The organism is Bradyrhizobium sp. USDA 4452, assembly GCF_054063575.1.
In genome coordinates this window covers 4604532-4627810 of the sequence record NZ_JBSSGK010000001.1, presented here as the reverse complement: position 1 = coordinate 4627810, position 23279 = coordinate 4604532, and the positions used below count along the sequence as shown (strand labels likewise).

Genomic DNA, 23279 nt, shown 5'->3' with positions numbered 1-23279 from the left:
AAGGGCGGACGCACAAATCGGCGGCGGTGTGTGCGTTAGCGACGCTTTCCAAGCGAAGCTGGATTGACGGCTCATAGCGATATGGGGACGGTCGACCTGTGTCTAAATATCTCCGGCGATGCCCCGGTAATTTGGGGGATCGAACAAGAGAGACCAGGACGTCAGTCGGAATCCGGCAGCGGGAACGCGGCGCGAGCGAACGGGTTGACGACGACACGCGGCGGCGAAGCGCCGGGCATCTCGGTGTTCGGTAGCGGCAGTTCGCATTTGAAGACACCAGCAAGCTGACAACTTGCCGCGATACGTCGCGGCGGGAGGGGGAGGAGTTATGCCTTACGGGATCATCACTGCAGTCGAACCAACGACAGCTGAAGTGCAGCTCTCCAGTGGTGCCGTAATCAACTCCTCGGACGTCGGCCCTTACCCGCAGGCGCCGTCGAGTACGCGCTGACCTCGCGGGACGCATCTTCTCCAAACAGCTGACCTGTCGCGTGGCGCATGGCCGCCACACGGGAGAGCTTTGTCCGGAGCAGATCGCGCCCGCTAGAGGTCGCGTCGTGGCAGGAAACCTGCGCGGCGCTTTCGCAACAATTATCTCTCAGACTTGGAAGTACGAAGGCAATGACGAACACGGAACAGGATCGCTGGTCGCGGGTGAAGGGACGTTTGCGGACGAGCGTCGGCGAGGACGTTTACACGAGCTGGTTTGCACGGATGGATCTGGAGAGCGTGCACAATGAGAGCGTGCATCTGTCGGTTCCGACCCGGTTCCTCAAGAGCTGGATCCAGGCGCATTACGCCGAACGCGTGCTCTCCTGCTGGCAGGCCGAGATGCCCGAAGTGCATCGCATCGATCTCACCGTGCGCTCGGCCATCCGCGCGACGGCTCCGGTGAAGGAAGCTGCCGCGCCGGCCGAAGTGCGCCGTGTCGAGCGCCATGACGGCCGTCCCGCGCCTGAACTGCGCTCGTTCGCGACCGCGCCGGTGTCCGCGAGCCATGACGCGCTCGGCGGCTCGCCGCTCGATCCGCGCCTGACCTTTGCAAGCTTCGTCGTCGGCCGTTCCAACACGCTGGCCCATGCGGCTGCGCGCCAGGTCGCGGAAGGTCGCCGCGGCGACCCCGTGATGTTCAACCCGCTCTACATCCATGCCGGCGTCGGCCTCGGCAAGACGCATCTGCTGCAGGCCGTGACCTGGGCCGGCAATTCCGGCGGCGAGCGCAAGGTGCTGTATCTCACCGCCGAGAAGTTCATGTACGGCTTCGTCGCGGCGCTGAAGACGCAGACGGCGCTGGCGTTCAAGGAGGCGCTGCGCGGCATCGACGTGCTGGTGATCGACGACCTGCAGTTCCTGCAGGGCAAGTCGACGCAGGCCGAGTTCTGCCACACGCTGAACGCGCTGATCGATGCCGGCCGTCAGGTCGTGATCGCGGCCGACCGTCCGCCGTCCGACCTCGAAAGCCTCGACGACCGCGTGCGCTCGCGGCTGGCCGGTGGCCTCGTGGTCGAGATGGGCTCGCTCGGCGAGGAACTGCGGCTCGGCATCCTGAAGTCGCGCGTCGCCGCGGCCCGCGCCCACCACGCAAGCTTCGACGTGCCGGAGGAAGTGCTCGACTATCTGGCGCGCACCATCACCCACAACGGCCGCGACCTCGAAGGCGCGATCAACCGCCTGCTGGCGCACTCCAAGCTCAACAACCAGCCGGTGACGCTGGAGATGGCCGAGCGCGAGGTGCGCGACCTGATCCGCCCGCAGGAGCCGAAGCGGATCAAGATCGAGGACATCCAGCGCGTCGTCGCCCGGCAGTACAATGTCAGCCGCTCCGACCTCCTGTCGTCCCGCCGCACCGCCAACGTGGTACGTCCGCGCCAGGTTGCGATGTACCTGGCCAAGACGCTGACCCTGCGCTCGCTGCCGGAGATCGGCCGGCGCTTCGGCGGCCGCGACCACACCACGGTGTTGCACGCGGTGCGCAAGATTGAGGCACTGGTCGCCAAGGACACGACGCTGTCCGAGGAAGTCGAATCGCTGAAGCGGCAATTGCAGGAATGAGACTGCAGGAATACGGCCTGCCTCATCCGGCCGGATCGGCCCATAGCCCTTCCCTTTATCGAGAGGGGAGGGCTAAACTTTTTCCGGCCCAAAACGTGGGGAACGGGGCCCGTTTCGCGCCCGTATCCCTTGCACCGGCCGCCCATCCGCGCCACCTTGCGGTCCCCCCGTGGGTTTGATCAAATCCGGTATTGATCCGGCTTATCGGGTTTCCAATGCCGCGGTGCTGCCCTGAACGGCCGCCCGGCTTTTCCATCTGAGGGATCTGGCGGGTATTGCAATGAAGGTCACCGTCGAGCGCGCGCAACTCCTGAAATCGCTGGGTCACGTTCACCGCGTGGTCGAGCGCCGCAACACCATCCCGATCCTCGGCAACGTGCTGATCCGCGCCGAGGGCGCCAAATTGTCGCTGAAGGCGACCGACCTCGATCTCGAGGTGACGGAGACGCTGCCGGCGGAGACCGGAACCGCCGGCTCGACCACGGTGCCCGCGCACATGTTCTACGACATCGTCCGCAAGCTGCCCGACGGCTCGCAGATCGTGCTGGAGGCCGACGGCGACCGCTCGGTGCTCGCGGTGCGCGCCGGCCGCTCGCGCTTCACGCTGCAGACGCTGCCCGAGAGCGATTTCCCCGGCCTTGCCGCCGGCGACATGACGCATTCGTTCTCGCTGCCGGCCTCCGACATCAAGCGGCTGATCGACCGCACCCAGTTTGCGATCTCGACCGAAGAGACCCGCTATTACCTCAACGGCATCTATCTGCACGCTGCCGGCAGCGCCAAGGCCGCGACCCTGCGCGGGGTTGCGACCGACGGTCATCGTCTGGCCCAGATCGACCTCGCACTGCCCAAGGGCGCGACCGGCATGCCCGGCGTGATCGTGCCGCGCAAGACGGTCGGCGAGGTACAGCGGCTGATCGAGGGCGACGACGCCGAGATCTCGATCGAACTGTCGGACGGCAAGATCCGCTTCACGCTCGGTAATGTGGTGCTGACCTCGAAACTGATCGACGGCACCTTTCCGGACTATGGCCGCGTCATTCCGCAGAACAACGACAAGGAACTGGTGGTCGACAAGAAGGATTTCGAGGCCGCCGTCGACCGCGTTTCGACCATTTCCAGCGAACGTGGCCGCGCCGTGAAGCTGGCTTTGTCCCCGGGCAAGCTGGTGCTCTCGGTCACCAACCCGGATTCCGGCAGCGCCACCGAAGAGCTCGAGGTCGAGTACGCCTCCGACGCGCTCGATATCGGCTTCAACTCGCGCTATCTGCTCGACATCGCCGCCCAGATCGAGGGCGAGGTCGCGGTGCTGAAGCTCGCCGATCCCGGCTCGCCGACCCTGGTGCAGGACCGCGACAGCAAGGGCGCGCTCTACGTGCTGATGCCGATGCGGGTGTGACGCTACTTCTCTTGGCGCACATCAGCACTAGATTGCGTCGTGGCTGGGCACGACTGCCCGGCAATGACGAGCTGAGATGACCCCGTCCCGCATTCATCGCCTGTCGCTGACGCATTTCCGCAATTACCGGGCGGCGACGCTGCAGGTCGCGGGCGACATGGTGGTGCTGGTCGGGCCGAACGGCGCCGGCAAGACCAATTGCATGGAGGCGGTCTCGTTCCTGTCACCGGGCCGCGGGCTGCGCCGCGCGACCCTGGAGGACATCGCCGACAATCAGGGCGACGGCTCCTGGGCGGTCTCGGCGGAAGTCGAGGGCGCGCTCGGCCTCGCCACGCTCGGCACCGGCATCGATCCCCCGACCGGCGAGGCGAGCAACAGCCGGCGCTGCCGCATCGACCGAGAACCGGTGGGGTCCGCAACCGCGTTCGGCGACCATCTGCGCATCGTGTGGCTGACGCCGGCGATGGACGGCCTGTTCATGGGTGCGGCGTCGGAGCGGCGGCGCTTCTTCGACCGCCTGGTGCTGGCGATCGATTCCGAGCATTCCAGCCGGGTCTCGGCGCTGGAGCGCTCGCTGCGCTCGCGCAACCGGCTGCTCGAGGTGCGCAACTACGACGACCATTGGTGTGATGCGATCGAGCGCGAGACCGCGGAGCTTGCGGTCGCGGTCGCCGCATCGCGCGGCCAGACCGCCGCCAAGCTCGCCGTGATGCTGCATGAGCGCGGCGCGGCGTCGGCCTTCCCGTCCGCCGAGATCATGCTCGACGGCTGGATGGAGAATGCGCTGCTGCAGGAGCCCGCAACGGCGGTGGAGGACCGCTACCGCGAGATCCTGCGCGCCAGCCGTCCCCGCGACGCCGCCGCCGGGCGCACGCTCGACGGCCCGCATCTGACCGATCTGCAAGTGGTCTACGCGCCGAAGAACATGCCGGCGCGCGATGCCTCGACCGGCGAGCAGAAGGCGCTGTTGATCGGGCTGGTGCTGGCGCATGCCACGATGGTCGCGGAGATGACCGGCATCGTGCCGCTGCTGCTGCTCGACGAGGTCGTCGCCCATCTCGATCCCAACCGGCGCAAGGCGCTGTTCGAGGAGCTCGCCAGGCTCGGCGCGCAGGTCTGGATGACCGGCGCCGATCCTGCCGCCTTCGTCGATATCGGCCCGACGGGTGAGATTTTCGACGTCGAATCCGGCCGCGCCACGCGGCGCGGCTAATTGGGGCAATCTGAAGCGATGGCGCCGTTGCGGAGCGCATCGGCAAAATATCGAAAACAACCCCATGCACAGTAGCCGGCGACGGCCGGTCGGGAGAAGCGAGCCTCCCAATCCGCTCCAATTCAGCCTGGTCCCATGATGTTTCCGGCGACACAGAATCGACCCCGATGAGGGCCCCGAATCCGCCCTCGAAACGGGCTTTTCAGAGCCTCCCGAATCGGCCTTTGAAGACCTTGAAAAAGGCCTAAAAAATCCTATTTATTCAATAGTTTGTAGACGGAGACTTTGCGCTAGGCGCAACTCGTCTTTCATGGCACAAATAGCGGAATCAGCGCCTCATTTTGTGCAGCTGATTCGGGACATCCTCGAAGGCCTCACATGACTGAACCTGCCCGGCAGACCCCTGCCGAATCTGAGCATCCCATTCCTGCTGAATATGGTGCGGAATCGATCCGGGTGCTGAAGGGCCTCGACGCTGTCCGCAAGCGGCCCGGCATGTATATCGGCGACACCGATGACGGGTCCGGCCTGCATCACATGGTCTACGAGGTCGTCGACAACGCGATCGACGAGGCGCTGGCGGGCCATGCGAGCCGCGTCCTGGTCACCCTCAACGCCGACAATTCCGTCACCGTCTACGACGACGGCCGCGGCATTCCGGTCGACATCCACAAGGGCGAAGGCGTCTCGGCGGCCGAGGTCATCATGACCCAGCTGCACGCCGGCGGAAAATTCGACCAGAATTCCTACAAGGTCTCCGGCGGTCTGCACGGCGTCGGCGTCTCCGTCGTCAATGCGCTCTCGAGCAAGCTCGAGCTGCGCATCTGGCGCGACGACAAGGAACACTACATCGAATTCGCGCACGGCGATGCCGTGGCGCCGCTCAAGGTGGTCGGCGATGCCCCGGGCAAACGCGGCACCGAGGTCACCTTCCTCGCCTCGACCGAAACCTTCAAGAACGTCGAATATGATTTTGCGACGCTCGAGCACCGGCTGCGCGAGCTCGCCTTCCTCAACTCCGGCGTCCATATCGTGCTCTCAGACATGCGTCACGCGGTCGAGAAGCGCGAGGAGATGCACTATTCCGGCGGTGTCGAGGAATTCGTCAAATATCTCGACCGCAACAAGAAGGCGATCGTGCCGGCGCCGATCATGGTGCGCTCGGAAGCCAATGGCATCGGCGTCGAGGCCGCGCTGTGGTGGAACGACAGCTACCACGAGAACGTGCTTTGCTTCACCAACAACATCCCGCAGCGCGACGGCGGCACCCATCTGGCCGGCTTCCGCGGCGCGCTGACGCGCCAGGTCAACGGCTACGCCGAGGCCAATGCGAAGAAGGAAAAGATCGCGCTGACCGGCGACGATTGCCGCGAAGGCCTCACCGCGGTCCTGTCGGTGAAGGTGCCCGATCCGAAATTCTCGTCGCAGACCAAGGACAAGCTGGTGTCCTCGGAGGTTCGACCGGTGGTCGAGAACGTCCTCAACGAGGCGCTCGCCGCGTGGTTCGAGGAGAATCCGAAGGAAGCCAAGGAAATCGTCGGCAAGGTGATCCAGGCCGCCGCAGCCCGCGAGGCCGCGCGCAAGGCACGCGAGCTGACCCGCAAGAACCCGCTCAGCGTCTCCTCGCTGCCCGGCAAGCTCGCCGACTGCCAGGAGAAGGATCCGGCCAAGTCCGAACTGTTCATCGTCGAGGGCGACTCGGCAGGCGGCAGCGCCAAGCAGGGCCGCAACCGCGAATTCCAGGCGGTGCTGCCGCTGCGCGGCAAGATCCTCAATGTCGAGCGCGTGCGCCCCGACAAGATGCTGTCGTCGGAGCAGATCGGCACGCTGATCACCGCGCTCGGCACCGGCATCAGCGACGATTTCTCGGTCGACAAGCTGCGCTATCACAAGATCATCGTGATGACCGACGCCGACGTCGACGGCGCCCATATCCGCACGCTGCTGCTGACCTTCTTCTATCGCCAGATGCGCTCGATCATCGATGGCGGCTATCTCTATATCGCCCAGCCGCCGCTCTATAAGGTCTCGCGCGGCAAGTCCGAGCAATATCTGAAGGACGAGCGCGCGCTGGAGGACTATCTGATCTCGACCGGGCTCGACGAATGCGTCTTCAAGCCGGCCTCAGGCGAAGACCGATCGGGCCGTGACCTGCTGTCGCTGGTCGAAGACGCGCGGGTGATCCGCTCTGTGCTGCGCAATTTGCACAGCCGCTACAATCGCGCGGTGATCGAGCAGGCCGCGATCGCGGGCGTGCTGAGCCCGAGGATCACCGGCGAGGTCGCCACCGCCAACTCGGCGGCCGAGTACATCGCCAAACGGCTGGACGCCGTGGCCGAAGAGGTCGAGCGCGGCTGGGTCGGCACCTTCACGGAGGGCCAGGGCTTCCACTTCGAGCGCACCGTGCGCGGTGTCAAGGAAGTGGCCGTGATCGACGACGCGTTTCTCGGCTCGGCCGATGCACGCAAGCTCGACGAATATGCGACCAGGCTGCAGGAGATCTACGTGCGGGCGGGCAAGCTCCGACGCAAGGACGCCGAGCAGATCATCCATGGTCCAGTCGACCTGTTCGAGGCGGTGACCGACGCCGCCCGCAAGGGCATCTCGCTGCAGCGCTACAAAGGTCTCGGCGAGATGAATCCGGAGCAGCTGTGGGAGACCACGCTGGACACCGAGGCGCGCTCGCTGCTCCAGGTAAAGGTCAAGGAGGTCGACGAGGCCGACGACATCTTCACCAAGCTGATGGGCGACGTGGTCGAACCGCGCCGCGACTTCATTCAGGAAAATTCGCTGAGCGCCACCATCGACATCTGAGGATCGCGGCCGGCCGGCTTGCGGCTGCCGGCGCGATGGCTTGGCGAACTTGACGTCTCCGTGACCGCGCGATCCGCCCGGCCGCACTGCTACCTTTCGGGTGGAAGCTACGCCGGGAGTTGTGTTACGGTGCCGGGCAGCCATTGATTCCGTTGCGGAATTTCGCGTGGCCAAGTTCGAATCCAAATCTGGATGATGCGTTTAGGGGACATTCCGCGTGCCGCCGATCCAATACATCGTCGAAGGCGGCCGCCGCCTTTCGGGCACTATCGAGCCGTCGGGCAACAAGAACTCTGCGCTGCCGATCATCGCAGCCGCCCTGCTCACCGAGCACCCGGTCACGCTGACCAACGTGCCGCGCATTCGCGACACCGAGACGCTGGTCGAGCTGTGCCGTTCGGTCGGCGCCAGCGCCGAATGGACCGAGCGCAATACGCTGCAGATCCACGCCAGGGAGATTCGCGCCGCCGATCTCGATCCGGCGCTGTGCGCGCGGATCCGCGCCTCGATCCTGCTGGCGGGGCCGCTGCTCGCCCGCTGCGGCGAGGTCGCGCTGCCGCCGCCCGGCGGCGACGTGATCGGCCGCCGCCGGCTCGACACGCATTTTCTGGCCTTCGAGCAGCTCGGCGCGACGGTCACCGCGACGCACCGGCTGGAATTCCGCGCCTCGCGCCTGAAGGGCGCCGACGTGTTCCTCGACGAGCCCAGCGTCACCGCGACGGAGAACGCGCTGGTCGCCGCCGTCGCTGCCCGCGGCACCACCTATCTGCGCAACGCGGCGTCCGAGCCGCATGTGCAGGACCTCGCCAATTTCCTGGTCGCGCTCGGCGCCAGGATCGAGGGCGTCGGCACCAACACCATCATCGTGCACGGCCAGGCGACGCTCGGCGGCACGAGTTTCGCGATCCAGCCCGACCATATCGAGGTCGGATCGCTGATCGGGCTCGCCGCGGTGACCCGGTCGCCGCTGCGCATCGCGCGCGCCGGCGTCGAGCATCTGCGCTCGATCCGGATGGGCTTTGAGCGGCTCGGCATCGTCTGCGGCATCGAGGGCGACGACCTCGTCGTGCCGTCGAACCAGACCATGAAGATCCAGGACGATTTCGGCGGCCATGTGCCGAAGCTCGAGGACCAGCCCTGGCCGGCCTTCCCGGCGGACCTGATGTCGATCGCAATCGTCACTGCGACGCAGTGCGACGGCATCATCCTGATGCATGAGAAGATGTTCGAGTCGCGGATGTTCTTCGTCGACAATCTGATCGCGATGGGTGGCCGGATCGTACTGTGTGACCCGCACCGCGCGATCGTGGCAGGTCCCAGCCGCCTGCGCGGCGCGCCGATGAACTCGCCCGACATCCGCGCCGGCATGGCGATGCTGCTCGCCGCGGTGTGCGCCAACGGCACCTCCACCATCAACAATGCCGACCAGATCGAGCGCGGCTATGAGCGGATCGACGAACGGCTCAACGCGCTCGGCGCCAAGATCAAGCGGATACCCGCGCGATCGTGATCCGCGTCTAACCCGCGCTGGGATCATGCGCGAACGACAACTCGGGATGCGATGACCTCTGCGTGAGATCGTCGCGTTTGGGCAGCTTGGCCATGCTTTTGGCCGGTCCGCCGTGCTAGGCACACAACCATGACCTGCATCGACAAGATCGACCCGGCCGCGTCGCGCACGGCCGTCGTCCCACCTCGCAAGCTGCTCACGGCCGAGCTCGCGGAAACGCTGAAGCTCGCCGTGCCGCTGGCGCTGACGCAGCTCGGGCAGATCGCGATGATGACGACCGATCTCGCCTTCATCGGCCGGCTCGGCAGCGAGAACGTCGCCGCGGCGGCACTGGCGCACACCGTGTATTTCGTCAGCTTCACCATCGGCATGGGCATGATGTCGGCGGTCTCGCCGCTTGCCGCGCAGGCGTTCGGCGCCCGCGATCCGCGGGTGATGCGGCGCGCGCTCCGCGTCGGCCTGTGGGCGGGGTTCTTCATGGTGCTGCCGCTGATGGCGCTGCCGTTCCAGGGCGAGCGCATCCTGCTCGCGCTCGGCCAGACGAAGGCCACCGCGCATCTGGCGCAGCAATATCTGTTCGGGCTCGCCTGGGGCATCCTGCCGGCGCTTTGCTTCATCGCGATCCGCGGCTTCATGAGCGCGGTGAACCGGCCGGAGCCGGTGCTGTGGATCACGCTCGCGGCGATCCCGGCCAATGCGCTGATGGTCTATCTTCTGCTCTACGGCAAATGGGGCATGCCCGAACTCGGCATGTTCGGCGCCGGACTTGCGACCACGATCGTCAATCTCGGCACCTTCCTCGCCGGCGTGTGGTTCGCGGCGCGTCGCCGCCCGTTCCGCAAGTATCACGTGTTCAGCCGGGTCTGGCGCATCGACTGGCCGTTGTTGGGCAGGCTGGTTACGATCGGCGCGCCGATCTCGATCGCGTTCCTGCTTGAATACGGCCTGTTCGGCGCGGCCGGCCTCTTGATGGGCCTGATCAGCACCACCGCGCTGGCGGCCCACCAGATCGCGCTGCAGATCGCGGCAATCCTGTTCATGGTGCCGTTCGGCGTCAGCATGGCCGCCACCGTGCGGGTCGGCCAGGCGGTCGGCCGCCGCGACCCCGATGCGGTGCAGCGTGCCGGCTTTGTCGCGGTCGCGCTGTCAGGCGTGTTCATGAGCGTCATGACGCTCGCGGTGATCCTGGCGCGCTTCGAGATCGCAGCGCTGTTCCTCGGCGAAGCCTCCGACGCCACCGCGCAGCTCACCGCGACGCTGCTGCTGATCGGCGCAACCTTCTTCATCGCCGATGGCGTGCAGACCACAACCGCCGGCGCGCTGCGCGGCATGCACGACACCCAGGTGCCGCTGCTGTTCGCCGTCATCAGCTACTGGCTGATCGGCTTCGCGTCGGCCTCCGCGCTGGCGTTCTGGGCCGGGCTCGACGCGCCCGGCGTCTGGATCGGGCTGTCGCTCGGCACTGCGGTCTATGCGACGCTCCTGATCTTGCGTTTCCGCCTGCTGGCACGCAGACTGGTTGGATGATGGTCGACGAGGAGGCTAGCGCATGACCTTGTCGGTCGATCTGTTCTTCTCATTCCGCAGTCCGTACAGCTATCTGGCGCTGCCGAAGACATTGAAGATGGTCGCCGACTACGACCTCGCGGTGAATTTGCGGCCGGTCTATCCGCTCGCAGTGCGCGTGCCCGGCTTCTTCAAGAGCACCAATCCGCAATTCGCCCGCTATGTCGTGCTCGACTCCCGTCGCGTCGCCGAGCATGAGAACATCCCGTTCCGCTTTCCGCGACCGGACCCGATCGTGCAGGACATGACGACGCTCGACGTCGCCGCGCACCAGCCCTACATCCATCGCCTGACCCGGCTCGGCGCTGCAGCCCAGCTCGAAGGGCAATCACTCGCCTTCACGGCCGCGATCAGCCGCGTGCTGTGGGACGGCTCGGTAAAAGGCTGGAACGAGGGCGATCATCTCGCCAAGGCCGCCGGTGCCGCCGGCTTCGATCTCGCGGCGATGGATGCGGTGATCACGGCCGATCCCGATCGCTATGAAGCGGTCATCAAGGACAACGAGAACGCACACGCGGCCTCCGGCCATTGGGGCGTACCGACCTTCGTGTTCGAGAACGAGCCGTTCTTCGGCCAGGACCGAATCGACCTGCTGATCTGGCGCATGGAGAGCAAAGGCCTGACGCGCCGCTTGACCTAGATCATGATGCGCTTCCTCAGAGTCGCATCATGATCTCATCTCATTGTTTGAGCATAATCTTTTCGGAAAACCGCTTCGCACTTTTCCGGATCATGCTCTAGCCCAAGGTCATGCCGCGCTCTTCTCCGACGTTTCCGCAACGATCTTCTCGGCAGCATCCTCGTTGGTGCACCAATTGCTGTGGCAGCGCTTGAGGTCGCTGAGGTTCTGCCGCATCTGGTCGAGCGAGAAGCCGAGCGCGAAGAACCGCTCCATGGCATCGACCGGCAGGCCCCGGGTCAGGCCCTCGCTGCGCACCGCGGCGACCTCCTCGCTATAGGCATGCAGCGCGGCATCGACCGGCGCCATGTCGGCCGGGCCGCTGCCGGCGCGCAGGGCGGTCGCGACCGCCATCATGTAGGTGACGATCGCCTTGCTGACCTCGGCCAGCGGCCGCGCCAGCCTGGCCTGGATATCGGCCGGCAGCGGCACGACGCAGGCGCGCCCGATCATCACGACGTCGTGCCGCAGACGCTGGATCGTTCGCAGCAACGGACCGGTCTCCGGCCCCGACGACAGATGCATGGTGCGTTCGCGCTCGGCCTCGAGGCCGGTCGCGTGCAGATTGGTCACCGCGGTGCCGATGCCGTCCTGGATACGATGCAGCGCGTCGTTGTCGAGCCCGCGCGTGAGGCCGGCGAGCAATTCGGCGAACGCCGCCGAGAGCAGTTCCAGGAGCTTTGACGCATTGACCCGGATCTGGCTGACCGCGCGCGACGGCAGCACCAGGAACGAGATCAGAAGTCCGGTGAGCGCGCCGACGGTCACCTCGAGGACACGGTCGATCGCGGAATCCAGCGGATTGGAATGATGCATCGTCGGCAGCAGCAGCACGATCACCGCCGTCACCGTCGCCGAGTTCAGGCTGGGATTGAGCGCGGCGATAAACGCGAGCGGCACGATCGCCAGCACCAGCAGCGCCAGCAGGCTGCCTTCGCCGGAATGCGGGATCAGCACCGCGATCGCACCGCCATAAATGGCACCGCCGATGGTGCCGAGCATGTAATCCCGCGTCGCCTTCAGCGAGCGGCCGACACTCATTTGCGTCACGATCAGCGAGGTCAGCACCGCCCAGAGCGGCAGCATGAGGTTCAGCGCCACCGCGATGACATAGGCCGCCACGCCGGCGGACGCGATCCGGACCGCCAGCGCCAGTTGCGTCTTGCGGGTCCAAAGCTTGTCGAACATGCGTTTTGCGAAGGTCCTCATGCACCCTGATCCGCAATCAATGGAAAGGCCCGTGTTACATGACTTGACGTCCAGCGACCCGAAGCATGGCTGCTGCCCGCGGCGGCAAGGTGGCTTGAAAGGCCAAACCCGCCCGCCTACCCTGCGCCGCAAAATTGAGGAAACACGATGGCCCACGAAACCGCAACGCTCGCCGCCTACGTCGCCGACCTGAAATATTCCGATATTCCGCCGGAGGTGCTGGAGCGCGCCAAGGTTTTGACGCTGGATTTCCTGGGCAGCACCATCCGCGCCCGCCGCGACGCGGAATCGACCCCCTCGCTGATGAAGATGCTGGAGGCGCTGGCGCTGGACGGCAAGGGCGAGGCCACGGTGTTCGGCGACAGCAAGACCTGGACCCCGGCGGTGGCGGCGCTGCTCAACGGCGCGCTCGGCCATTCGCTCGACTTCGACGACACCCACGCCGATTCCTCGCTGCATCCGAGCGCGCCGGTGGTGCCCGCCGCGTTTGCGGTCGGCGAGATGGTCGGCGCCTCCGGCCGCGACGTGCTGACCGCGATCGTTGCCGGTTATGAAGTGTGCTGCCGGCTCGGCAACGCGCTCGATCCGACCTCGCATTACGCCAAGGGCTTCCACCCGACCGCGACGGCCGGCACCTACGGCGCGGCGGCGGCGGCGGCAAAACTGTTCGGACTGTCGAAGGAGCAGATCGTCTCCGCGTTCGGCGTCTCCGGCAGCCAGGCCGCCGGCTCGCTGCAATTCCTGGTCAATGGCGCCTGGAACAAGCGCTACCAGGTCGGCGCCGCCGCGATGAACGGCGTGATCGCTGCGACCCTGGCGCGCAACGACTTCATCGGTTCGAGCGAGTCGGTCGAAGGCAAGCACGGCCTCCTGGTCGGCTATACCGACGACGCGCATCCGGACAAGGCGGTGGCCGGCCTCGGCAGCACCTACGAGACGCTGAAGATCGGCGTGAAGCCGTATCCGAGCTGCCGCTATACCCATGCCGCAATCGACGCGCTGATCGCGATGCGGCGCGAGCACAATCTGACGCCGGACCAGATCAGGAAGGTCGAGATCGGCCTGCACCGCAACGGCATCACGCTGACCGGCGATGCCGCCACCAAGCGTCACCCGACTTCGGTGGTCGGCGGCCAGTTCTCGATGTTCTTCACCGGCGCGATCGCGCTCGACCAGGGCCATTTCGGCTGGGATGATTACGACCGCCTCGGCGACAAGGCCATCGACGCGCTCGCCGACAAGTTCGACGTGGTGCAGGACGACCGCCTCGAAGTCGGCCGCACCCACCCGTTCGGCGCCCGCGTCTCGATCACCACCGATGACGGCACCCACGAGCGCCTCTATGCCGACCCCTCGGGTGAGCCGACCTCGTTCCCCGATGCAAAGGCGATGCAGCAGAAGTTTTTGACGCTGGCCCGCCCGGTGCTCGACAAGCGCGCCGACCAGCTCGCCGACGCGATCCTGACGCTGGAGCGGTTCGATCGGGTGGAAAAGGCGACGCAGCTGGGAAGGCAGTAAGGGCGCCGCTGAGGCGCAGGCTACACGCCACGCCTACACCTGTCGTCCTGGCGAAAGCCAGGACGACGAGAAGGATGGTTACGATTCTAGTTATCAAACCTCACTGTCATTCCGGGGCTCGCGTAGCGAGAACCCGGAATCCACTGGACCGCATCACGTGAGGGGAAATGGATTCCGGGCTCGCGCCAGGCGGCGCGCCCCGGAATGACGGAGAGCCTGCTCCGCGCCTCCAATGATCACGAAATCCCCGCCTTGCGTGACGTCTCCGTTAGTTGCCGCCCGCGAGCCGCGCAGTTGTGGAGGTCGCCGTCACCACGTCGCGAACCAGCTCGAACACGCCGTCCGCCTCGGGCGGCATGTTCGGCGAGCGGCCGAGCCGCACGATGACGAGGTGCTGCGACGGCACGATGATCGCATACTGCCCGATCGTGCCCTTGGCGAAGAAGGCGTCGCGCGGCCAGCCGTGCTTGACACGGAAGTTGGCGCCAAGGCTGTCGCCGAGATTGGTCCAGAAGCCGGCGCCGATGCCGACCCAGCCGTTCGGTGTCGGCGATGCGGAATACTTGACCCAGCCTTCGGGCAGAATGCGCTTGTCGCCGGCCATCCCGTCGTTGAGGTAGAGCTGGCCGAGACGCGCCCAGTCGCGTGCGCTCGCCATCATCGCGCCCGATCCTTCCGGCGTGCCCGCAGCATCGAACTGCATCACGACATTGCGCATGCCGAGTGGATCGAACAACTCCCGACGCGCGAAGCGCATCACATCAGCCGCATGCCCGCCCGCGGCGTTGCGGATCAGATGCGAGAGGATCAGGTAGTTGCCGTCGTGATAATTCCAGACCCGTCCGGGCACGCTCTCCAGTGCAGCGCGCTCGGCAAAGGCGGCCATGTCCGATTCCATGTACTTCATGCGGTTGACCGGCTCGAGCACGGACGCCAGCGACGCCTCCAGCGAGCTGCCGAGCGCAAGCCCGGCGGTGTGGCGCAACAGCTCGTCGACCGTGATCGCGTGGCGCGGATCCTTCGGATCCTGCCAGGCCGCGATCGGCACCGGCCGGTCGACTGCGAGCTTGCCGTCGCGCACGAGGATTCCGATCAGGGCCGAGATCGCCGACTTGCTCATGGAGAAGCCGAGCAGCGGCGTCTCGATGCCGATGCCGTCGGCATAGCGCTCGGCGACGATGCGGCCGTCCTTCATCACCACGACGGCGCGGGTGTGGCGGAACGGCGGCTCCGCCGGCTCGGCAAAGGCGCGGTCGAGCGCAGCCGCGAGCTGCGGGCTCTGCGGCGCGACGAGCACAGGACCGGCGATCTCGGGCAGCGACGCGGCTTGCGGCCTCGCAGGCGGAAGCGCGGTATCGGCCAGCATCTCGCCATGTTCGAGGGTGCAGCCGAGCCCCTCGCGATAGACCGCATGGCTGCGGCCGAGCCCGAACAGCGTCACGGTGACGTCGCGGCGATCGAGGTCGACCTCGGTATCCATCGCCCAGGTGAGCAGGCGAGCCCCGGGCATCGCATCGATGGTCTCGGTCACGTTTCGCCTGGGGTCGAGGCCGCTGACGAAGGTCTCCGAGCAGACGATATTCGCAACAAAGCCGGTTGCGACCTTCGGCACGTCGCGGGCACGGGCGGCGGACAGCGCCAGCGCGCCGCACGCGGTGCTGGCGGCGAGAATGAGAAAGAGCTTTCGACGGGTCACGGGATCCTCCGGCATCGCGCGATGGGCGCGTGGCCGGGATCAGGCCGGAGCGGGCGCAGTGGCGCTCGCCGGATTTGGAAATGGGGCTAGTCGAGGATTGCGGACGGCTCGCCGATTCTGGAATCTTTCAACGATTGTAGTGGTTTAGGGACGAGGCAGCCTCTCCCTTCTCCCCTTGCGGGAGAAGGTGGCGCGGGCGCAGTCCGCGACGGATGAGGGGTCTCTATCCGCGGAGACAGACCCCTCACCCCGCTTCGCTGCGCGAAGCGACCCTCTCCCACAAGGGGAGAGAGTCCAGCGGAGCCGCCCAGCGACGATTACACCGCGTTGGCCTTCTTCCGGTACTCGGTCGGGGTCACGCCTGTGGTCGCCTTGAAGGCGCGGTTGAAGGGGCCGAGCGACTGAAAGCCGGCGTCCATGGCGATGGTGATGACGGGGACTTCGGCCTGCGAGGGATCGGCGAGCGCGGCCTTGGCTTCCTCGATCCGGTGGTTGTTGAGGAAGACGTTGAAGTTGCGGTAGCCGAGCCGCTGGTTGATCAGCCGCCGCAGACGGTACTCGGGGATCTTCAGCCGGGTCGCCAAACTGCCGATCGTGACGTTGTCGTGGCGGTAGATGCGCTCGTCCGCCATCAGCCGCATCAGCGCGTCGACCAGCTTGCGGTCTGCCGCCTCCTCGGCCGCGGCCGGCTTCGTCAGCACGACGGCCTCCGCCGGCACCGTGAACAGGTCGGCGCCATCGACGCGCATCATCGCCCAGGTGATCGCGGCCACGACAGCAGTGAGCACGGCCGCGTTCACCAGATTGGCCCATTCCACGGTCACGCGGCTGCCGGCATAGGCAATCTGAAGCAGCGCGTTCATTCCGCCATACAGCGCAGAGGCGACGACGATGAAGACGCGGACACGGCGGCGGCGCTCGACCAGATCCGCCGACCACGAGGTGATGGTCTGTGCCACCGCAAGCGCAATGAAGACGAGCGAGAGCGAATTGACCATGGTGATCGCGAACCGTGCGTGACCGGCGGGTGCGATCCATATGCAACTGACGAAGCTGTAGGCCACGACCGCAGCCCAGATCAGGCCGTGCCACCAGCGCAGCACAAACGCATCATCGAACAGCGCGCGCGTGAACAGCCAGAACACCACGATAGCGCCGGTCGAGAGCGCGATCAGCGGCGCATGCCAGTCCGAGACCGGCGGCCCGGCACCGATCGACGCGGTCACCGCATGCGCGGCCGAACCGAGCGCGAAGGCGGCCGCAAGTCGCCCGGCCAGTACCTTGCCGAAATCCGCGACCATCGAGGCCGCGAGCACCAGAAGCAGCGTCACGGTGGCGGCGCGCAGGCACAATTCGGTCGCGGCAAAGGTCATCGGTCGGTGCGATCTCCAAGGTGAGCAGAGAATCGTCCGTCAGGGGCGATTTTTCAAGAACCATCGCGCGGCCAGCGGCTGCGCTGCGTGACCCAGATATCGACAACATCGCCCTCGAGCTTGCCCGGGCCCTCGTTCACCGCCCCCAGTCGCCGCGCCACTGCCTGCGAGGCCACGTTGGCCGGATCGATGCAATGGATGATACGGTCGACCGTGAAGTTCGCGAATACAAAATCGATCGCGGCGCGCGCCGCCTCCACCGCATAGCCCTTGCCGCGATACTCCCTGGCAATGCCCCAGCCGACCTCGAAGCCCGGCCATTCCGGCGGACAATACGGGCCGACACGCCCGATGTAGCGGCCGGAGGATTTCTCCTCGACCGCGAACATGCCGAAGCCGTGCAGCGCCCAGTGGCCGGAGATGACCGCCGCATTGCGCCAGCCCTTCAGCTCCGAGGTGACGGGCTGATGATCCGGCGTGATGAAGCGCGCCGTCTCGGGATCGGACAGCATCCGCGTGTTGTCGACGACGTCGGATGCGCGCCATGGCCGCAGGATGAGCCGCGCGGTTTCGATCACGGGACCATCGACCTGCAACAACCTTGCGCCCGGCTTGATCAGAGAAACCATCGGCACCCCCGGTTTCCAAGTTTACGCTGTTATCACGCACGCGCACACGCCAGAAGTACTTCGTCGTCCCGGCTCGTGCGGCGCCTTGTCATCGGGCGGCGCTTCCCGCCGACCCGTTGCCTTGGCCGGGACGACGGTTGGAGTATGATCAAGGCAAGCAAGAAGGAGACTTTACCATGAGCTGGCAGCCCTCGACCGATCCCGAACTCGGCGATCCCAAGACCTGCGACGCGCTGGATCTGATCATCGTGCCGCGCACCCGCGATCTCGGCGACGGTTTTGCCGTGCGCCGCGCGCTGCCGCACGGCAAGCGGCAGATGGTGGGGCCGTTCATCTTCTTCGATCATTTCGGTCCGGTGCAATATCTCGCCGGCAAGGGCATGGATGTGCGGCCGCATCCGCATATCGGGCTCGCCACCGTCACCTATCTGTTCGACGGCAGCATCATGCACCGCGACAGCGAGGGCAACATCCAGGAGATCCAGCCCGGCGCGATGAACCTGATGACCGCGGGTCGCGGCATCGCGCATTCCGAGCGCACCCCCGACGTGCAGCGTCGCGACGGCCAGAAGATGCTCGGCCTGCAAAGCTGGATCGCTCTGCCGGCCGGCAAGGAAGAGATCGCGCCGTCGTTCCAGCATTATGGCGCGGGCGACCTGCCGATGATCTCGGAACGCGATTTCACCGCGCGCGTCATCGCCGGCTCGGCGTTCGGCATCAGCTCGCCGGTCAGCATGGTCTCGCCCTGGTTCTACACCGAGGTGACCGCGCAGGCCGGCACCTCGGTGCCGCTCGACCCCGATCACGAGGAGCGCGCGATCTATCTCGTCGACGGCGAGGTCGAGATCGCGGGTGACCGCCACGAGGGGCCGCGGCTCCTGATCTTCCGGCCCGGCGACCGCATCACCGTGAAGACGCTGCGACCGACCCGCATGATGTTCCTCGGCGGCGACGCCCTGGAGGGGCCGCGCCACATCTGGTGGAATTTCGTCTCCTCCTCGAAGGAGCGGATCGAGCAGGCCAAACAGGACTGGAAAACCGGGCGTTTCGCGCAAGTTCCGCACGAACACGAGTTCATTCCGCTGCCGGAGTGAGCTATTTCCTGTGTTAGTCTCTCGCGCCCGCACGGCTCGTGCGGGCGCTCGTCGTTGAAGCCACCCGGAAAGACCACGCCCATGACCGCGATGCTGTCCAGCGATTTGCCCCTGCCCCGGATCGGCCGCGGCAAGGTACGCGATATCTACGCCGTCGGTGACGACCGCGTGCTGCTGCTCACCACCGACCGGATCTCGGCATTCGACGTGGTGATGGCGGAAACCATTCCGATGAAGGGCGCGGTGCTGACCCAGATCAGCGCCTGGTGGTTCCGGCAACTCGAAGGCACCGTGCCGCATCACATGATCAGCGCCGATGCCGACGAGATCATCCGCGCGGTGCCCGAACTCAAGAACCATCGCGCCGACATCCTCGGCCGCGCGATGCTATGCAAGCGCACCACCGTGTTTCCGATCGAATGCGTGATCCGCGGCTACATCTCCGGCTCGGCCTGGAAGGAATACGCGGCCGAGGGCACGCTCGCCGGCGAGAAGCTGCCGGCGGGCCTGATCGAGAGCCAGAAGCTCGAGCCTGCAATCTTCAGCCCGGCGACCAAGGCCGAGGCCGGCCATGACGAGAACATCACCGTTCAGCGGGTGCGCGAGATCGTGGGTGCTGATGTCGCTGCGTCGCTGGAGAAGATGGCGCGCGACGTCTACGCTTTCGGCGAGCAGACCAGCCGCGCCCGCGGCATCATCATCGCCGACACCAAGTTCGAATTCGGCCGCGACAAGGACGGCCGCATCATCCTGATCGACGAGGTGATGACGCCGGATTCGTCGCGCTTCTGGGCGGTCGATGCCTACAAGCCCGGCCAGCCGCAGCCGAGCTTCGACAAGCAGCCGCTGCGCGACTATCTCGACGTCGAGCGCCACGCCGGCCGCTGGAACGGCGACGCCCCCGCCCCGCCGCTGCCCGCCAGCGTGGTGGATGCGACCAGCAAGCGGTATCTGGAAGCGTATCGCCGTGTGACGGGGACTGAGCTGAAGGTCTGACCTCTCCGTCATTGCGAGCGAAGCGAAGCAATCCACTTCGCCGATTGCGGAGGCATGGATTGCTTCGTCGCTTCCGCTCCTCGCAATGACGGCCTGAGGTGAATCCCATTCACCCCTGTTGAAGACATACCTTTTGTCGTCACCGCCGCCTCCCTGCACTCTCCGACCAAAACGGAGAGTGCACGATGCGGCAATTGACTTATATCGGCGGCAACAAGGTCGAGTGGTGGGACGTTCCCTCACCGCGCCTGCAGGATGACCGCGACGCGCTAGTGCAGCCGCTCGCGGTGACGCGCTGCGATCTCGATCTTGCGATCGTGCATGGCCGATCGGGCTTCGCAGGTCCATTTGCGCTCGGACATGAGACCGCCGGCCGCATCGTCGACGTCGGCGGCGCCGTGAGGAATTTCGCGCCTGGCGACCTCGTCATCGTCCCGTTCCAGATCAGTTGCGGGGCTTGCGACCGCTGCCGCCGCGGACACACCAATGCCTGTACGGCGGTGCCCTTCCGTTCCTCCTACGGGTTGAAGCCGGTCTGCGGCGTGGAGTATGGCGGCGGTCTGTCCGACCTGATCCGCGTGCCGTTCGCCGATCACATGCTGGTCCGCCAGCCGAACGGCCATGCCCTGTCGCAAACCGCGGGATTGGCCGACGGCGCGACCGACGGGTTCAGCGCGGTGGCGCGCTGGCTCACGCAACGGCCCGGCGCCGACGTGCTCGTGATCGGCGGCTTCGCCCAGTCGCTCGCGATGTTCGCGGTGCAGGCGGCGGTGGCGCGCGGTGCGAGCCGCGTCGTCTATCTCGACGACCACGCGCCGCGCCTTGCCAAGGCGAAGTCGCTCGGTGCAGACATCATCGAAGCCCCAAGCGGCCTGTCGATCGAGCCGCCCGGCCTGTTCCCGATCGTGATCGATGCGGCCGCGACCGACGCCAGCACCCTGCTGGCATTCCGCGCAACGGAACCGAACGGCATCTGCCAGCGGATGTATGGCGACTTTGCCGAGACCACGCCGGTGCCGCTGCGGCATATGTATGGAATCGGCATCACGCTGAAGGTCAGCCGCGTCAATGTTCGCGCCGAACTGCCGGATTGCGTTGCCCATGTTGCGGCAGGCGATTACCACCCAGAACACGTCATCACCCGCCGCGTTCGCTTCGAGGATGCGCATGAGGCGATCGGGGACCCGACCATCCGCGTCGCTTTCGTTCGCGATGGCATTGCCTGACCGGGACCGCTAGGTTGGCTCCAACCAACAAACTCAGGGAGCGATCCATGTCCGATGCCGATACCGTGCTCGTCGAGCGCGACGGTCCCGTCACCATCATCTCCATCAACCGTCCGCACAACCGCAACGCCGTCGACGGCGCCACCGCGCGGAAGCTGTATGACGCATTCCTTGCCTTCGACGCCGACGCAAGCGCATCGGTCGCGGTGTTCACCGGCACCGGCGGCTATTTCTGCGCCGGCGCAGACCTCAAGGCAGTGGCGGCGGGCGATCCCGAGAAGAAGCGCGAGATCGGCGGCCACAACACGATCGCGCCGATGGGACCGAGCCGGCTGCGGCTGTCGAAACCGGTGATCGCCGCGATCGAGGGCTTTGCGGTCGCCGGCGGCATGGAGCTTGCGCTGTGGGCCGACATGCGCGTCGTCGCCGAGGACGCCACCTTCGGCGTGTTCTGCCGTCGCTTCGGCGTGCCGTTGATCGACCTCGGCACCATCCGCCTGCCGCGCCTGATCGGCCATTCGCAGGCGATCGATCTGATCCTCACCGGACGTCCAGTCGCAGGGCCCGAGGCATTTCGCATGGGGCTCGCGAACCGCTTGGTGCCGAAGGGCGAGACGCGCGCGCACGCCATTGCGCTTGCCAAGGACATTGCGAAATTCCCGCAGAACTGCATGCGCGCCGATCGCCTGTCGGCGCTGCGGCAGTGGGATCTGGAGGAAGAAGACGCGATCAGGAACGAGATGCGCGGCGGGCTCGAGGTGATCAGGTCGGGCGAAACGCTGGCGGGTGCGACGCGCTTTGCGTCGGGCGTCGGCCGCCACGGCGCCTTCGGCAATGAGGGCGGCAACGGTTAAGGCGATCTGCGTGGACGTAGCCCGGATGGAGCGGAGCGCAATCCGGGCTACGAGGGTGAGTTGAACTACAGCAACCCGCGGCTTTCGCTCGCCGCGAGCTCGGCCATCAGCGCCCTGTCGTCATAGCGCGCGAGCGAGAGGCTGCGGGCGAATGCGGGCGCCGGCGCGTCGGCCACGACGCGAGCGCAGAGATCACCGGTAGCACAGGCGCCCATCGTGCCGTAACCCGACAGCGCGGTAGCGAGGAAGACGCCCGATGTCTTCGCCGCGCCGATCAGCGGCCAGTTCTCCTTCGTCATCGGATAGTAGCCGCCGTAGTGCACGCGGTCGCGTGGCAGCGCACCGAGATATTGCGCAAGGCGCGGCTGCAGCCGGCTTGCCGCACGCAGCACGACTTCAGGGAAATACGGATTGAGCTCCGGCTCGCGGACCGGCGCCGTGGTCGGCTCGGTGTTGAAGGCCCAGCCGAGCTTGATCCACTCGCCGTGATCGCCGCCGTCGGGCCGGCAATGGATGCTGCCCGGCATCGGCGCCAGCAGGCGCGCGAATTCCGGCGCCGCCGACAGCGCCTCGCGCTCGTCGTCGGACCAGGCCAGCGTCTGGCCGTCGAGATCGATCGCGAACGGCATCCTGCGATCGACCGCGCGGTTGCGATCGGCGAAGGCGATCTTCTGCTGCAGCACATTGACGATCGGCAGCTGCTCGCCATGCATCGCCGCGACATCCGCGGCGAACGGCCCCGCGGCATTGACGATGATATCGGCCTTGATGGTCTGCCGCGCGCCATCGGCCAGCACGTCGACGGCGAAGCGATCGCTCTTCGCAATGCCGACCACCCTCGCCTGCTGAAACTGCGCACCCAGCGGGCGCATGGTCTCCAGCATGTACTGGCCGAGCTGCTGACCGCTGATGTCCCCCGCCCTGCGGATGTGCAGCGCGGTTGTAACCTCCTTGTCGAACGTCGGATAATGCGCCTGGATCAGATCGCGCCCCTGCAGGACGTCGACGCCGTCAGGCGCCCGCTGCCAGTCCGCCGAATGCGGCGGCACATAGCCGCGGCTTGCTCCTTCATGCAGGCGGATCAGTCTTGCAGCCTGCTCGCCGTAGCCGGCGTAGAGCTGCTGCAGCAGCGCCTCAGGCTTCTCCTCGCGCGTGACCAGCAGATATCCGCGCCGCGTCATGTGGATGCGGTTGTCGCTGCGGCGTGCGATCTCCTCCATCAGGTCGGTACTGTGGTTGGTGAAATCGGCCATCGTCGGATGCGGCCACCAGTTGCGGTAGTTCTCGCCCGATTGCGCCGAGGTCACCGCCATCGGCTGGCCTTCGTCGACGATCAGCAGACGCGACCGCTTGTGCTGGACGGCGAGGTAGTAGGCCGTGGCGATGCCGACGATGCCCGCACCGATCACCAGGATTTCGACGTCATTGGTCTTCACGCATAGTCTCCCAAA

At 66.2% G+C, this 23279-nt stretch carries 17 protein-coding genes; 12 read left to right on the top strand and 5 right to left on the bottom strand.

Features of this window, described 5'->3' with window-relative positions:
- The first annotated feature begins 621 nt into the window (after window positions 1–621).
- The 7 genes from dnaA to ACVISU_RS22150 all read left to right on the top strand — a co-directional run bounded on the left by dnaA (window position 622) and on the right by ACVISU_RS22150 (window position 11194).
- The gene (gene dnaA / locus ACVISU_RS22180) at window positions 622–2052 is read left to right on the top strand and encodes a chromosomal replication initiator protein DnaA (RefSeq protein WP_050405453.1); all 1431 of its coding nucleotides are present in this window, start codon (window positions 622–624) and stop codon (window positions 2050–2052) included.
- Between the two features lie 280 nt (window positions 2053–2332).
- Window positions 2333–3451 (top strand): DNA polymerase III subunit beta, encoded by a 1119-nt coding sequence (gene dnaN / locus ACVISU_RS22175; protein ID WP_456708311.1) that lies wholly within the window; start codon window positions 2333–2335, stop codon window positions 3449–3451.
- Between the two features lie 76 nt (window positions 3452–3527).
- Window positions 3528–4664: a DNA replication/repair protein RecF gene (recF, locus tag ACVISU_RS22170; RefSeq protein WP_050406231.1), complete on the top strand. Its 1137-nt coding sequence runs from the start codon at window positions 3528–3530 to the stop codon at window positions 4662–4664.
- Between the two features lie 378 nt (window positions 4665–5042).
- The gene (gene gyrB, locus ACVISU_RS22165; RefSeq protein ID WP_063695629.1) at window positions 5043–7478 is read left to right on the top strand and encodes a DNA topoisomerase (ATP-hydrolyzing) subunit B; all 2436 of its coding nucleotides are present in this window, start codon (window positions 5043–5045) and stop codon (window positions 7476–7478) included.
- A gap of 217 nt (window positions 7479–7695) precedes the next feature.
- A complete protein-coding gene (gene murA, locus ACVISU_RS22160; protein ID WP_456708310.1) occupies window positions 7696–8988 on the top strand; it encodes a UDP-N-acetylglucosamine 1-carboxyvinyltransferase in 1293 nt (430 codons plus the stop codon).
- A 129-nt stretch (window positions 8989–9117) separates the two neighbouring features.
- Entirely contained in the window at window positions 9118–10515 is a 1398-nt protein-coding gene (locus tag ACVISU_RS22155) for an MATE family efflux transporter (RefSeq protein ID WP_456708309.1), read from the top strand.
- 22 nt (window positions 10516–10537) lie between these two features.
- Complete coding sequence (locus ACVISU_RS22150) at window positions 10538–11194, top strand: 2-hydroxychromene-2-carboxylate isomerase (protein ID WP_050406228.1); 657 nt, start codon at window positions 10538–10540, stop codon at window positions 11192–11194.
- 108 nt (window positions 11195–11302) lie between these two features.
- Here the strand turns inward: ACVISU_RS22150 and ACVISU_RS22145 are convergent, their stop codons facing one another.
- Entirely contained in the window at window positions 11303–12442 is a 1140-nt protein-coding gene (locus ACVISU_RS22145) for an FUSC family protein (RefSeq protein WP_050406227.1), read from the bottom strand.
- Window positions 12443–12589: 147 nt separating this feature from the next.
- On the opposite strand from ACVISU_RS22145, the gene ACVISU_RS22140 reads away from it, so the two are divergent.
- A complete protein-coding gene (locus ACVISU_RS22140; RefSeq protein ID WP_456708308.1) occupies window positions 12590–13960 on the top strand; it encodes an MmgE/PrpD family protein in 1371 nt (456 codons plus the stop codon).
- 268 nt (window positions 13961–14228) lie between these two features.
- On the opposite strand, the gene ACVISU_RS22135 is transcribed toward ACVISU_RS22140, so the two are convergent.
- The 3 genes from ACVISU_RS22135 to ACVISU_RS22125 form a co-directional block, all read right to left on the bottom strand.
- A complete protein-coding gene (locus tag ACVISU_RS22135; RefSeq protein ID WP_456708307.1) occupies window positions 14229–15656 on the bottom strand; it encodes a serine hydrolase domain-containing protein in 1428 nt (475 codons plus the stop codon).
- Window positions 15657–15973: 317 nt separating this feature from the next.
- A complete protein-coding gene (locus ACVISU_RS22130) occupies window positions 15974–17029 on the bottom strand; it encodes a helix-turn-helix domain-containing protein (RefSeq protein ID WP_456708306.1) in 1056 nt (351 codons plus the stop codon).
- A 53-nt stretch (window positions 17030–17082) separates the two neighbouring features.
- Window positions 17083–17658 carry a GNAT family N-acetyltransferase gene (locus ACVISU_RS22125; protein ID WP_456710877.1) on the bottom strand — a complete coding sequence of 192 codons (576 nt, stop codon included), beginning with the start codon at window positions 17656–17658 and terminating at the stop codon, window positions 17083–17085.
- 176 nt (window positions 17659–17834) lie between these two features.
- On the opposite strand from ACVISU_RS22125, the gene ACVISU_RS22120 reads away from it, so the two are divergent.
- From ACVISU_RS22120 to ACVISU_RS22105, 4 genes are all read left to right on the top strand, one after another.
- The gene (locus ACVISU_RS22120) at window positions 17835–18752 is read left to right on the top strand and encodes a pirin family protein (RefSeq protein ID WP_050406223.1); all 918 of its coding nucleotides are present in this window, start codon (window positions 17835–17837) and stop codon (window positions 18750–18752) included.
- An 81-nt stretch (window positions 18753–18833) separates the two neighbouring features.
- Window positions 18834–19748, top strand: a complete 915-nt coding sequence (locus tag ACVISU_RS22115) for a phosphoribosylaminoimidazolesuccinocarboxamide synthase (protein ID WP_456708305.1) — start codon at window positions 18834–18836, stop codon at window positions 19746–19748.
- Window positions 19749–19933: 185 nt separating this feature from the next.
- Window positions 19934–20974, top strand: coding sequence for a zinc-dependent alcohol dehydrogenase (locus tag ACVISU_RS22110; protein WP_456708304.1), 1041 nt, complete (start codon window positions 19934–19936; stop codon window positions 20972–20974).
- Between the two features lie 47 nt (window positions 20975–21021).
- Window positions 21022–21828 (top strand): crotonase/enoyl-CoA hydratase family protein, encoded by an 807-nt coding sequence (locus ACVISU_RS22105; protein ID WP_456708303.1) that lies wholly within the window; start codon window positions 21022–21024, stop codon window positions 21826–21828.
- 65 nt (window positions 21829–21893) lie between these two features.
- Here ACVISU_RS22105 and ACVISU_RS22100 read toward each other — a convergent pair whose 3' ends face one another.
- Entirely contained in the window at window positions 21894–23264 is a 1371-nt protein-coding gene (locus ACVISU_RS22100) for an NAD(P)/FAD-dependent oxidoreductase (protein WP_456708302.1), read from the bottom strand.
- Window positions 23265–23279 lie beyond the last annotated feature (15 nt).